The organism is Streptomyces sp. NPDC025638 (assembly GCF_055558775.1).
Genome location: NZ_JBVHLX010000003.1, coordinates 1 through 13,526, shown reverse-complemented (window position 1 = coordinate 13,526; position 13,526 = coordinate 1). Strand labels below are relative to the sequence as shown.

The 13,526-nt window shown below is 69.6% G+C and carries 9 protein-coding genes and 1 pseudogene; 4 read left to right on the top strand and 6 right to left on the bottom strand.

Annotation, left to right across the window (positions count from 1 at the left end; translation table 11 throughout):
* Nucleotide 1: 1 nt before the first annotated feature.
* Both ppdK and ACZ4EG_RS08020 read right to left on the bottom strand, forming a co-directional pair.
* Nucleotides 2–2,689, bottom strand: a complete 2,688-nt coding sequence (gene ppdK / locus ACZ4EG_RS08025) for a pyruvate, phosphate dikinase (protein ID WP_467789999.1) — start codon at nt 2,687–2,689, stop codon at nt 2–4.
* 168 nt (nt 2,690–2,857) lie between these two features.
* Entirely contained in the window at nt 2,858–3,523 is a 666-nt protein-coding gene (locus tag ACZ4EG_RS08020) for a CBS domain-containing protein (protein ID WP_453546754.1), read from the bottom strand.
* Nucleotides 3,524–4,111: 588 nt separating this feature from the next.
* Here ACZ4EG_RS08020 and ACZ4EG_RS08015 point away from each other — a divergent pair.
* Entirely contained in the window at nt 4,112–4,321 is a 210-nt protein-coding gene (locus ACZ4EG_RS08015) for a hypothetical protein (RefSeq protein WP_453546756.1), read from the top strand.
* Nucleotides 4,322–4,487: 166 nt separating this feature from the next.
* The gene (locus ACZ4EG_RS08010) at nt 4,488–5,363 is read left to right on the top strand and encodes a universal stress protein (protein WP_467789998.1); all 876 of its coding nucleotides are present in this window, start codon (nt 4,488–4,490) and stop codon (nt 5,361–5,363) included.
* 5 nt (nt 5,364–5,368) lie between these two features.
* Here the strand turns inward: ACZ4EG_RS08010 and ACZ4EG_RS08005 are convergent, their stop codons facing one another.
* From ACZ4EG_RS08005 to ACZ4EG_RS07990, 4 genes and pseudogenes are all read right to left on the bottom strand, one after another.
* On the bottom strand, nt 5,369–6,676 hold the full coding sequence (locus ACZ4EG_RS08005; protein ID WP_467789997.1) for a sensor histidine kinase: 1,308 nt from the start codon (nt 6,674–6,676) through the stop codon (nt 5,369–5,371).
* A 7-nt stretch (nt 6,677–6,683) separates the two neighbouring features.
* Nucleotides 6,684–7,337 carry a response regulator transcription factor gene (locus ACZ4EG_RS08000; protein WP_467789996.1) on the bottom strand — a complete coding sequence of 218 codons (654 nt, stop codon included), beginning with the start codon at nt 7,335–7,337 and terminating at the stop codon, nt 6,684–6,686.
* A gap of 420 nt (nt 7,338–7,757) precedes the next feature.
* The gene (locus ACZ4EG_RS07995; protein WP_467790405.1) at nt 7,758–10,040 is read right to left on the bottom strand and encodes a helix-turn-helix transcriptional regulator; all 2,283 of its coding nucleotides are present in this window, start codon (nt 10,038–10,040) and stop codon (nt 7,758–7,760) included.
* A gap of 129 nt (nt 10,041–10,169) precedes the next feature.
* A pseudogene (locus tag ACZ4EG_RS07990) lies at nt 10,170–10,622 on the bottom strand (ATP-binding protein); the annotation flags it as partial.
* Nucleotides 10,623–11,195: 573 nt separating this feature from the next.
* On the opposite strand from ACZ4EG_RS07990, the gene ACZ4EG_RS07985 reads away from it, so the two are divergent.
* Complete coding sequence (locus ACZ4EG_RS07985; protein ID WP_467789995.1) at nt 11,196–12,344, top strand: ParB/RepB/Spo0J family partition protein; 1,149 nt, start codon at nt 11,196–11,198, stop codon at nt 12,342–12,344.
* 217 nt (nt 12,345–12,561) lie between these two features.
* On the top strand, nt 12,562–13,526 hold a 965-nt coding region (locus tag ACZ4EG_RS07980), incomplete at its 3' end, for a condensation domain-containing protein (RefSeq protein ID WP_467789994.1).

Genomic DNA, 13,526 nt, shown 5'->3' with positions numbered 1-13,526 from the left:
GTCACCGGCTGTCGCTGCCGCCGGTCTCCGGCAGCGCGGCCCGGCCCGCCTCCAGACGGGCCACCGGTACCCGGAACGGCGAGCAGGAGACGTAGTCCAGTCCCGCGGTGTGGAAGAAGCGCACCGAGTCGGGGTCGCCGCCGTGCTCGCCGCATACGCCGATCTTCAGGCCGGGGCGGGCGGCCCGGCCCTCGTCGGCGGCGATACGGACCAGCCGGCCCACGCCGTCGCGGTCGATCGTCTCGAAGGGAGAGGCGGCGAAGATGCCCTTGTCGAGGTAGGCGGAGAAGAACGCCGCCTCGACGTCGTCGCGGGAGAAGCCCCAGGTGGTCTGGGTCAGATCGTTCGTGCCGAAGGAGAAGAACTCCGCCGCCTCGGCGATCCGGCCCGCGGTCAGCGCGGCCCGCGGCAGCTCGATCATGGTGCCGATCGGGCACGCGACGGGCACGCCGGACTCCTCGGCGACCTCGGCCAGCACCCGCTCCACCTCGGCGCGGGCGAGCCGGAGTTCCTCGACGGCCCCGACCAGAGGCACCATGATCTCCGCACGCGGGGAGCCGCCGGCCCGGGTGCGTTCCACGACCGCCTCGGCGATCGCCCGCACCTGCATGGCGACCAGACCGGGAACCACCAGACCCAGACGCACCCCGCGCAGGCCGAGCATCGGGTTCTCCTCGTGCATACGGTTCACCGCGTCCAGCAACTCCCTGTCGTGCAGGGCCGGTTGATCGCCGCGGGCCTCGGCGGCGGCGATACGGACGGCGAGTTCGGTGCGGTCGGGCAGGAACTCGTGCAGGGGCGGATCCAGCAGACGGATGGTGACCGGCAGCCCGTCCATCGCCGCCAGGATGCCGATGAAGTCCTGCCGCTGAAGGGGCAGAAGAGCCGCAAGCGCCCGCTCGCGCCCGGCGGCGTCGCGCGCGAGGATCATTTCCTCCACCAGCTTGCGCCGCTCGCCGAGGAACATGTGCTCGGTACGGCACAGTCCGATGCCCTGCGCGCCGAACCGGCGGGCGCGTGCCGCGTCCTCGGGGGTGTCGGCATTGGCCCGAACCTCCAGCCGCCGTACCGCGTCGGCCTGTTCCAGAGCGCGGGCGACCGCCGCGACCACGCCGTCCGACAGCTCGCCGGTCTCCAGATACCGCATCGCGGCGGAAGTGACCAGCGCGACGGCACCCGGGTACACCGCACCGGCGGAGCCGTCCACCGAGATGACCGTGCCCTCCTCGACGACCGTGCCGTCACGGGTGGTGAAGCGCCGTGCCCCGGTGTCCACGGCGAGTTCCTCAGCACCGCACACACAGACCTTGCCCATGCCGCGGGCGACGACAGCCGCGTGACTGGTCTTGCCGCCGCGGCTGGTCAGCACGGCCTGCGCGGCGACCATGCCGGGCAGGTCGTCGGGGGTCGTCTCCTGGCGTACGAGAACCACCTGCTCGCCGTCGGCCGCGCGCCGTACGGCCTCCGCGGAGTCGAAGACCGCCGCGCCGACCGCCGCGCCCGGAGAGGCGGGGATGCCGTGGGCGAGGGCGGTGCCGGTCGCGGCGGCGTCGAAGCGGGGAAACATCAGCCGCGCGAGCCCCTCGCCGCTCACCCGGTCGAGTGCCTCGTCCTGAGTGATGAGACCTTCCTCGACCAGCTCGGCCGCGATGGCGAACGAGGCCTCGGCGGTGCGTTTGCCGACCCGGGTCTGCAGCATCCACAGCCGGCCGCGCTCGATCGTGAACTCGATGTCGCACAGGTCCCGGTAGTGCCGCTCCAGGGTCCGCATATGGTCGCGCAGCTGCAGATACGCGCGCGGGTCGAGCCGTTCCAGCTCGGCCAGTGTCACGGTGTTGCGGATGCCGGCGACCACGTCCTCGCCCTGGGCGTCGGGCAGATAGTCGCCGTACAGGCCGGGGCGCCCGGTGGCCGGGTCTCGGGTGAAGGCGACGCCGCTGCCCGAGTCCGGGCCCAGGTTGCCGAACACCATGCGCTGCACGGTGACCGCGGTGCCCAGGTCGTCGGGGATGTGCTCACGCCGCCGGTAGAGCCGGGCGCGCTCGCCGTTCCAGGAGCGGAACACCGCGAGGATCGCCAGGCGCAGCTGTTCGACGGGGGACTGGGGGAAGTCCCGCCCCGTCTCCGCACGGACCAGGCGCTGGTACGCCTCCACGAGCCAGGCGAGGTCGCTCGCGTCCAGATGGACGTCGTCCGGGGCGTCGCGGGCTTCCTTGAGCCGCGTGATGGCCTCTTCGAACCGGGCCGCGTCGACACCCATCACGGTGCTGCCGAACATCTGGACGAGACGCCGGTAGGAGTCCCAGGCGAAACGATCACTGCCCGACGCCTTGGCCAGGCCCAGGACGGAGTCGTCGTTCAGGCCGATGTCCAGGACCGTCTCCATCATTCCGGGCATGGAGAAGCGTGCGCCGGAGCGCACGGACAGCAACAGCGGATCGTCCCGCTGCCCCAGCGACCGCCCGGCGGCGGCCTCCAGGGCGGACAGATGGCGGGACACCTCGTCCGCCATGCCCTCCGGCTCGACGCCGCTGGCCAGGAAGGCCCGGCAGGCCTCGGTGGTCACGGTGAAGCCAGGCGGTACCGGGAGCCCCAGCCGGGTCATCTCGGCGAGGTTCGCACCCTTGCCGCCCAGCAGGTCGGCCATGTCACGGCCGCCCTCGGCGAAGTCGTACACGTATCGGACCATGACACCGGTCTCCTCCGTCCGACTGTAGGCTCCGAGCACCTCGGCGTCGAACGGTCGACAGGGCACGGGCGGCACCCGCCCCACCCATCGACGCCCGCCAGATCCTCGATGCCCGGGTCGAGACGCCGCCGGGCCAGGTCCGAGTCCGTCACTCGTCGACGTATGTCATCACTGTGGGTCACTTCGCACGGACGCCGGAACGAGGTGGCAGCGGACGTCGACGACGCCCTCCACGGCACGCGCCAGCCGCTCGGCCACGCCGACCAGGGCGGTGCCGTCGACCCACCCCGTCAGGGTCACGACACCCTCGCTGACCTCGACCTGGATGTGATCCGCGGAGAGGGGGAACAGGCGCTCGACGACCTCCTGGCGTACCTCTTCGGTGAGTTCCTCGTCGCTGCGCAGGAACACCTTGAGCAGGTCGGCGCGGCTGACCACGCCTTCGAGCATGCCGATGTCGTTGATGACGGGCAGCCGCTTGACCTTGCGCTGGGCCATGATGCGCGCCGCCTCCGCCAGCGTGGCGTCGGCGTGCACGGTCACGGCCGGTGCGCTCATCAGCTCCTCGGCGGTCAGCCCGCCGGCCTTGGCCAGGTCGGCCAGCCGTTGCCGCTGGGTGAACCGGTCCGGGTCGCTGTCCCGGAACTCCTCCTTGGGGAGCAGATCGGCCTCGGACACGACGCCGATCACCCGGCCCTCGCCCTCCAGCACGGGAAGGGCACTGACCTTCCACTGCTCCATCAGCTCGACGACGTCCTTGAACGCGGCGTCGCGGCCGACGGCGACGACGGTGTGCGTCATCACATCGCTCACGGTGCGCGGGCTGTCGTACATGGTGTCCTCCTCGGAGGGTCGGGCGGGGTCGACAACTCCTCGTCGCTCGTGTCGACTTCGCAGATCGCAGACCGGGCGGTCCGGGCCGGGACGGCGGTCGTACGACGGCCTGCCGTTCCCCTCCGGAATGCCGTCCGCCCCCTGATTCCAGGGTCTGCCGGGCGGGGCCCGGGCACCACGGGCCGCTCGGGCACGGCAACGGGCCGTTCGGCCCCGTGGGGGCACGGTCCGGGCATGACAGGGCGGGAAGGACTCACCCGCTTCTCGCGGATCCTGATAGCGCGGTGCGCGACCGCCGCCGGCCGCTTCCCCGCGTCTGTGTCGGGTCCTTCCCGCCACCTCCAGCACACCACGGAAACGACCGCGCCACCAGGGCCGAACGGTCCCCACCTCAAAGATCAAGGCTGGGCGTCATGAGTCCTGTGCTGCTCCTTTCCCTGCGGGCCGCGTGGCTTACAGGGCCGTACGGCCCTGCGCGGCAAGGACGTCCCGGGCCCCGGTCCGGGACCGCTCGGCTCATGTGGCCCGCGCGTCAACGGAGTTGGCTGTGAGTGACGGAAACGACCCCGATGAGGGAGGGCGAGGACAGTGGGCACGAGCCTCACACCGGAGTTCTGGGAGCGCTTTTCGGTGCTGCTGGTCATGGCGGTGGGCATGACGGCGATCCTCACCGCGGTGTTCACCACGGCGTTCGACGCGCTCACCGTCCGTCTGCGCGGCCGCCGCCCGCCCGGCACGACGCCGCGGGCACCGCACCGGCCGGAACAGAACGACCACCGGATGTCCGCGCACTGCTGAGCGGCGGTCCCAGGCGAACGTGCGCCCCGCACAGCAGAGTGCGGGCATGGGCCGAATGTCCCAGGCAAGGGCCGGCCTGCCCCTCGTCATGGCCGACACCAGGTGCAACCGTGGAATCGGACCCCTGCTGCACGACGTGGCAGTCCGACGAAAGGCGGTGGGGACGATGACGTTTCCCCTGGTCGTAGGCGTCGACGGATCGGACGGGAGCCTGCTGGCGGTCGACTGGGCGGTGGACGAGGCCGCCCGCCGCGACGCTCCACTGCGGCTGGTCCATGCCTCCCGCTGGGAGCGCTACGAGACAGGCACGCCGTCGGACAACCTGGAACGTACCTCCGGGCGCGTGCTGGCCGAACACATCGTCGCCTCGGCGGCGGAGCGGGCCGCACGGCGCAACCCGGAGGTGAAGGCCACCAGCGACATCCTCCCCGACGACGCGGTGGACGCCCTGCTGCACGAGGGCAACAACGCCTCCGTCCTGGTGACCGGATCGCGCGGCCGCGGCGAACTGAAGGGGCTGCTCCTCGGCTCGGTCAGCCTGGCCGTGGCGGCCCGTGCGCAGTGCCCGGTGATCGTGGTCCGGGGCGACAGGGCGGGCCTGGCCGGCAGCCACGAGCGGATCCTGCTCGGCGCGGGGGACCCGGCCACCGGCGCGGAGGCCGTGCGGTTCGCCTTCCGCGAGGCCGAGGCACGCGGATGCACCCTGGACGTCGTCCGCGCCTGGCGCTGCCCCGCACACGAGAGCGCCGACCATGCCGCGCTCGCCGAGGAACCCGCCCGGCACCACGAGCAGCGGGCCTCGGCCCTGCTGGACGCGCTGCTGCACGACACCATGGCCGATCACCCGAACGTCAGGGTGCGCAGTGTGACGGTCGAGGGACCCGCTCACCGGGTCCTGGTGAACCGCTCGGCCGCCGCCGACCTTGTGATCGTGGGCGCCGAGCGCAGGCACGGCCGTGTCGGTCTCCAGATCGGCCGGGTGGGCCACGCCCTGCTGCACCACGCGGACTGCCCGGTGGCGATCGTGCCCCAGACGCTGTGACGTGCTCAGCCGCTCTCCGGCGTGCGTGCGAGGAGTGAATCGCCGGTGCGCGCGTTCGGCACATACGGCGGCTGGTGACCGCGAGGACCGTGGGACGCGCTCGCGCGTCGCAGCGGGAAGGCGGCCACCACGTACAAACCGCCTCCCGGGCGGGCGCGCGCGGTGAGGGTGGCGCCGTGCGCGCCCGCGATGGCTCGTACGATCGACAGGCCCAGACCGTGGTGGTCGTCGCCCGCGGTGCGGTGCAGCCGCTGGAACGGCTCGAACAGCCGGTCCACCTGCTCGGGGGAGATCTCCTGACCCGTGTTGGCGACGGACACCACCGCGCGTCCGTTCTCGACGGCTGTGCGCAACTCCAGGAGCCCGCCTGGAACGTTGTAGTCCACGGCGTTGTCCAACAGGTTGGCCACCAGGCGTTCGACGAGCGCGGAGTCCCCCGTGAGGGCTGCCGACTCGATCGACGCCTCAAGCCGCAGCCCCCGCCGCTCGATCTCCGGACGGAAGGTGTCCACCACCTGCCGGGTGAGTACCGCCAGGTCCAATCGCTCCTGGCGGTCCACGCCGCGCTCGCTGCTGGACAGGGTGAGCAGTGACTCCAGCAGGCGTGCCTGCTGCTTGCTGATCGTCAGGAGACGCTCGAAGTTCTCCCGGAACGAATCCAACGTGGCGTCGCGATCGATCAGCGACTCCTCCAGCAGCGCATGCTCCAGCGTGAGCGGTGTGCGCAACTCGTGTGCCGCGTTGGCGACGAAACGCTTGTGGGAGTCGAGCGCCGTCTCCAGCCGGCCGAGCAAACCGTCGACGGTGTCGGCGAGTTCGGTCAGCTCGTCGCGCGGGCCGCCGAAGGCCAGCCGCTCGTGCACGTTGCGTGCGGAGATGTGCCGGATGGTGGAGGTCATCGTGCGCAGCGGGCGCAGCACCCGCCCGGCCACCGCCCAGCCGAGCGCGATAGAGATCACCGTGGTGATGCCCAGCGCGATCCCCGACTGGACCAACAGGTCGTGCATCTGCGCCCCGTGCTGCCGGACCGACTGCTCGCCGAACTGCCGGGCCACGCCACCGATGTCCGGCGGCAGTCCCGGAGAGGGCTTGTCGGGGTCGCTGCCGGGGGATTGCGGCCCGGCGCTCTTCGACTCGACCGTGATGAAGCTGCTCGTGGCGTTGCTGACGAGCAGATAGGTGATCAGCAGCAGCACCGCACCCGAGAGGACGAAGAGGAACCCGTACAGCAGGGTCAGACGCAGCCGGATCCGCTTCGGGACCAGGAGGCGATACGCGGACTGCGGCAACCTGGTCAGGACTAACAGACGCATGGGCCCCTCAAATCCGGTAGCCGCCCCTGGGAACTGTCTCGATCAACGGCGGGTCGCCCAGCTTCGACCGCAGACGGTTGATCGTGGCCTTGACGGTCGTGGTGAACGGATCCGCCGCCTCGTCCCACACCCGTTCCAGCAGTTCCTCCGCCGATACGACCCGGCCGTCGGCGCCGAGCAGATACTCCAGGACGGCGAACTCCTTGGGGTTGAGCGGCAGCCGCCCGCCCGCCCGGGTGGCGATCCGCTGGGCGGGATCGAGCCGGAGCTCGCCGCGGACGAGGACCGTCGGCAGGGCCGTGTGCGGGCGTCGGGCGATCGCACGGATGCGCGCCACCAACTCGGCGTAGGCGAAGGGCTTGGGAAGATAGTCGTCCGCGCCGATGCTGAGCCCCTCGACCCGGTCGGCGATCGTGCTCGACGCGGTCAGCATCAGCACCCGGGCATGCTGTGGCTGCCGCACGAGCGCGCTGCAGACCTCGTCGCCGTGCACCTTGGGCAGGTCCCGGTCGAGGATCACGACGTCGTAGTCGATCAATGATGTGTGTTCGAGCGCGTCCATGCCGTTGTGGACGACGTCCACGGCCATGCCCTCGCGGCGCAGCACCCTGGCCACGGAATCGGCCAGTTCGACATGGTCCTCGGCCACCAGCACTCTCATCGCCCACCCCCGGCGAGTCGTGCCGCGACCGGTGGGACGGGGCGGTGGAGACAGATCACTCTGGGAAGAGTGCCCAACGCCTGGTCACAGACCGGTCACAGCGCTCGTTTCGCTATGTCGTGCGTTGTCGTGTTGGACCTTTTCGCCTCCAGACGATACCCGCCGGCCCGACGCCCGGGCCGGGAACATCCGGCTGGGCCGCGCCTCCCTGCTCGCGCCGGTCACGTTCAGCCGCCCCGAGGGCGGCTTCGGACCGCGGTGTGACCGGACGCCCCGTAGAAAGGGGTTCCGGTCGATCTCCCGTCCCGGCACCAGGAGGCTCACACAGTGGCTCAGGACAGGACCGGTGTGACGCACGCCCCGGCGAGCCCGCAGGTGCGGCGCGGAGTTCCCGCCGCGCCGCACCCTGGTGGCGAGGGCTCAACAGCGCACGCGTTCCCGGGCGTCGCTGACGCCGGCACCCGGCCGCTCGTCGCCGGTCCAGTGCGCGCCGTCCGCCTCCTCCGACTGCAATCGGGCTGCCAGGTCGGTGCGCCGGACCCTGAGCTTGCGGTAGACGCGGGTCAGATGCTGCTCGACCGTACTCATCGTGATGAACAGCTTGCTCGCGATCTGCCGGTTGGTGTGCCCGCGCGCGGCGAGCTTCGCCACACGGAGCTCGGCGTCGCTGAGTTGGCCGACGAGCTCGGGGTGGACGCCGCGTGTCCACGTCCGGTCGGCGAAGGAAGCCGCCGCCCGGTCGCCGTTCGCCGGACCTTCCGGTTCCGCCGGCTGTATGCCGCACTCGCGCGTCAGCTGCTGCGCCTGGCGCGCCAGCGTCCGCGATCCCCCTTCGTCCCCGAGATCCCGGTAGGCACCGGCCAGATCGTGCATCGCACGGGCCAGCTCCAGTCGGTGCCCCCGCTCCCGGAGGATCTCCACGGCCTCCCCGAGGAGGTTCGGCCGCTGCGGCGGCTCGACGGTGGCGGCGAGCATGCGCAGGGAGACGCCCCGCGTCCAGGGGCGCCCGGTGCCCACTCGGGAGAGCTGTTCCTGCGCCAGCGCACGAGCACGGCCGCCGTCCCCCAGCGACAGATAGACCTCGGCCGCGTCGGTCCGCCAGGGCACCAGCCCGGGCAGATCGAGATCCCAGCGGGACATCAGCTCCCCGCACGCATGGAAGTCGTCGAGCGCGGGGTAGGGGTGTCCGGCCGCAAGGCGGTACTGACCGCGTGCCCGGAGATAGAGCAGCCCGGCCGGGGTCTGGAACGCGGCCTCGGGCACGGGGATGCTGAGCTGCGCGGCCGCCTCGTCGAGTCGCCCCAGCGCCGTCTTTGCCTGCAGGAAGGATGCGACCGGCAGCGCGACCGCCGCCCCCCAGGCCTCCGGGGAGACCAGGGTGAGTGCGGTACGAGCCGCCTCCTCGGCCGCCTCCAGTCTGCCCAGCCTGATCTCGATGAGGGCCTTGACCGACGCGAACAGCGCCTGCCACATGGGGACTCGGCGTTCCGTGGCCTCCGTCAGGAACGTGTCGCACCAGAAGGCCGCTCGGATCAGGCCGTCGGCGAGCACGAGCGAGCCCAGGGCCGTCAGGACGGACGCCAGGACGTCGTCGTCCAGCCGGGCTCCCTGGAGTATCTGCTCCGTCCGGACCACCACGTCGTCGCTCGCCCTGCGGCCGAACACCGAGCCGAGCAGATCCCCGACTCGTCGCACCGTGCTCTGTGCCGGGGCCAGGGCCGGTGCGGAGCCCTGCGGAGGTCCCCCGGGTACGGCGGAGCGGACGGTGCCCCGCAGGCCCGGATACCCGTAGGCCATCCAGAGCCGGACGCGGTCGGACGACTGCGGTTCCCATGGCTCCGCCGGCGGTCCGGCCGGCGCGGTGCCGTGCCTGCCCAGGGTGTCGAAGACCGCGAGTGCCTCGTCCACCTGACCGAACCAGAGGAGGTAGCCGATCAGGGCGTGGGTGTGCCCGGCCGGGAGGCGGCCGGTGAGTGCGGCGGCGGTGAGTTCGGGCAGATGCGCGGCCGCGGCGGACGGGTTGACCCGCCAGCCCGCCCGGGCCAGCCCGATTCTGATCGCCAGCGCGTCTCGCTCGTCGGTGCAGATGTCGCGTGCCACGCGCAGACAGTCGAGGGCCAGGTCGACATCGTCCTCGGCCAGCGCCCGGTCCGCCGCCTCCAGCAGGGTGGGCAGCAGCCACGGAGCCTCACCGGGCTTGACCGCGGCGATCAGATGACGCGCCACGTCGGTCGCCGCGTTGCCGTGGTCGTGGAGCACCTGGGCCACACACGTCTCGACCTGGGAGCGCTGATCGGCATCCATGCTCTGCAGCACCGCGTCGCGGGCCGCCTCGTGCCGGAACCAGCCGGAGTGCAGCAGGCCCGTCTCGGCGAGCGCGCCCAGGTTGCGCTGGGCGGAGTCCGAGTCGATGCCGAGTACGTCGGCAAGCTCGGCCGGCGAAGCGTGCGGGCCCAGCACCGCCAGTGCGCACGCGGTGTTCCTGAGCGATGTGTCGATGCGGTACAGGCACGTCGTCACGGCCTGTTCGAAGAAGGCACCCGGCACCGGCTCGACGGCGCCCGCCCCGGCCGCAGTGCTGTAGTCGTCGATCAGCGACCGCAGCAGCAGCGGGTTGCCGCCGCTGATCCGATGGAAGTCCCTCCAGTGGAAGTCCCCGGGGAACGAGCGGGCCGGCCACTCGTCCCGGGCGGACTGGATCATCTCCGTCACTCCGCGCCACGAGAGGAGATCCAGCCGGATGCTCCGACAGCCGGGCAGTCGTAACAGCTCGGCCCGTGAGTGAAGATTTCCGGAAGGCACGCTGTTGCTCTCTCCGAGTACCACGAGTACCCGGCTGATCGCGATTCTCCGTGCCAGATAAAGCACGCACTCCATGGACTGTCCATCAGCATGATGACTGTCATCAATGGTCAGTACCAGTGGAGTTTTCTTGGCTTTCGCCAAAAGAATTCCGCACAGCCGCGAAATGACATCCGGTGATGCCTGCGGAGCGCCTGCCGCCAGTTCGAGCAACTCGGTCGTGCGCGCGTCCTCCGTCGCCGGCAGATTTGCGCCGAGGAGCAGTTGCTCCATTACACCCAGCGGTAGATCACGTTCCGCACTTGAGGCCGTGGCCTGGAGGAACAGCGCATCCGAAGCGGCGGCGCGCTCCCTGAAGCTGTGCAGCAGTGCCGTCTTCCCGCTTGTTGCCGGACCGCTGACAAACACCACTCCGCCGTGCCCCGCAATGCATGCGTCAAGCATGTCCTCCATGATTGTTAATTGTTTGTCGCGTTCAACCATCCTCATTTACGAGTCCCCCGTCGTAACCACCCTGACGCCTGATCGTCGGACAGCGATCCACGGAACCGAAGCCAGCTATCGGATTCGGCTATGTCTGACTCGATTCTGCCACAGCGAATAGACGACTACCACAAGGATACGACATGTGCCTGCTGCATAAATGCAGTTGGTGTCGGTCTGTTTGATGAGCGGATTGCATCGATCCGAATGGGGTCGTGGGCCTGCGGCACCATCACGCACGGTGAGCGGACGCCCGGCTCTACCCCGGTAGTCGCGCCCCATGCGGCACTCGTTCATCGTGCGTCTCGTCATGCTCAATGGAGGCCCCGATTGATCAGAAACGCCCCAGAGCCGATAGGGGCGGTAGGGGGGTACTCCGGCCAGTTGTGACTGGGGTACAAAAATCAAGTAATTGGAGATGTGTGCCAACAAGTGGGCTGAGCAGCAGCCTTCGGATTCAGCACGGCCGACGACGGGGCTGATGTGTCTTGTACACGTCATATTTGCGCCTGCCGGCGCAGTGGAGACGTGGACGGGCGCGGATGAATCCGAACGGGCAACGGGGAGCTGCAGTTGAAACCTGAGCACGCGCAATTCGATCAAAACACAGTCGTCGAGGTGGAGATCCGCTCGCTCTCGACGACCTACTCACCTCGCAGCTGCGGAACGGACCCGGAGCATGTGGAGGCACTGGTCGTGGCAGAGACGACCCTGCCCCCGATCATCGTGCACCGGGCCACGATGCGCGTCATCGACGGCCTGCACCGGTTGCGGGCCGCCGAACGGCGTGGTCAGGAAAAGATCGCGGTCCGATTCTTCGACGGCACCGAATCCGATGCCTTCGTGCTGGCAGTGGAATCCAACATCGCACACGGTCTCCCCCTGACGATGACGGACCGAAAACGCGCTGCCGGTCGCATTGTCACCTCCCACCCGCACTGGTCGGACCGGATGATCGCCTCGGTGACCGGCCTCGCCCCCGGAACCATCGCCGAGCTGCGCAGAAAATCACCGGGCGGACCGAACGCACAGTCGGGCCGGCTCGGCAAGGACGGCCGGGTCCGTCCACTCAACAGCACCGAGGGGCGCAGGCTCGCCAGCGAACTCATCGCCCAGGATCCAGGCCTGTCGCTACGTCAGATCGCCCGCGCGGCCGCGATATCGCCGGAGACCGCACGGGATGTCAGAAACCGAATGAGCCGCGGCGAAGATCCGCTGCGTATGTCAAGCCGCAGAAGAAACACGGAACAGGCATCCACAAACACACCGATCGCCCCCGGCACAACGACCGCAACCACCGCAACCACCGCAACCACCGCGACTCCCGCGCCGACCGACCGAACGCCGGTACAGAACCGCACCGCGGCCGTGGAACGCCTCAAGGCGGACCCGGCCCTGCGGTTCAGCGAGACCGGTCGCGCGCTGCTGCGGCTGCTCAACATCCATGCCATGAGCACTGAGGAGTGGCAAGAGATCATCGACAACGTCCCGTCGCACTGCGGCGGGATCGTGGCTGATCTGGCCAGTGAATGCGCGGGGATGTGGGCGGAACTCGTGCTCCGGGTGGAACGCAGGATGGCCGAAACACACAGCACGCCTCCGGCGCGTCCAAGCGTGGAACCCGGCCAGTTGGACACCGTGCCGACCAGGCGTGTCACCCGCCAGAGCCGGCACGGCGGGCCGCCGGAGCACAGATACTCCGAGCCGGAAATCCGGGCATAGGAATGCCGCGTAATCGACCGTAGGAAAGCTGTATCGAGCTGCGTGGAGCTGTACGGCCGGGCAGTCGACAGGAGCGGAGACAGAGTCGTCTCCGTATTCTTCGGCCGGTTCACACCCATGCCCAAAGCCGGATGACGTCATGGTCCGATTCTGAATTCCGCAGTAATTGGTAGCGGGTTGTCTTCTGTAGTGGGTTGTCTTCTATTGAAGGGGAACGATGAACGGCCACGCCGGTCACATCAATGTCGGTCAGCGCGTCGAAATATTCGGTGAGATCGACAGTGCAACCTTCGAGTTGGCGCTCAGGCAGGTCGTCACGCAGGCCATCGGTCCGGTCCCCGACTGGAACCTCCAGGCCGTCGACCTCACTGGCGAGAGCGACCCGCGCGGCGTCGCCGAGATGCTGATGCAGGCGGAACTGCAGCAGGTCAAGAACCCCGCCGGCAACCGGCTTTTCTCATTCGGCCTTTTCAAGATTTCCCAGGAACGCCATATCTGGTTTCACTGCTACAACCAGCTGCTGCTGGACTCCTCTGACTCTGGCTGCTTGCTGATCGCGCGCCGAGTCGCGGAGACCTACACGGACCTCCTTCGCCGGGAGCCCACCAACGCACCGACGCCCGCCTCGTGGAGCACCCCGAAGGAACAGGGCACCTTCCACGGGGGCCCCGAGCCCCACGCACATGACCCGCGGCCCGGTACCCCCGTCCTGCGGGAGACCGGCCTCGTACCGTCGGCCACGGTGGCAACGCTCCGTACGGCGACACCCCAAGGCGAGACACTCTGGTCCAGCCTCATCGTCGCGGCGGTCGCGTCCTTCATGAGCCGGACGACCGGATCGCGTGCGGATGTCGTCCCGTATGCGAGCATCACGCCGATCGATGAGGAACTCCGCTTCGGGGACAGCAGCTGCGTCGTGGATCACCTGCCGGTTCGACAGGTCCCGGAGTTCGCTGTGCGCGTGAGCGACTGGTCGATCGAGACCGGAGTACGGGTCACCGTGGACGCCAACTCCGACCGCTACGACGCCGACTGGGCCCGCGCGGCCCACCGCCACATCGTGGGCTTCCTGGAGCAGGTTGCTGCCGACCCGTGCCTTGGGCTCAGCGAGGTTGATGTGCTGGGTGTGGTGGAGCGGTCTGTGGTGGTGGGGGAGTGGAACGCCACAACGCGGTCGGTGTC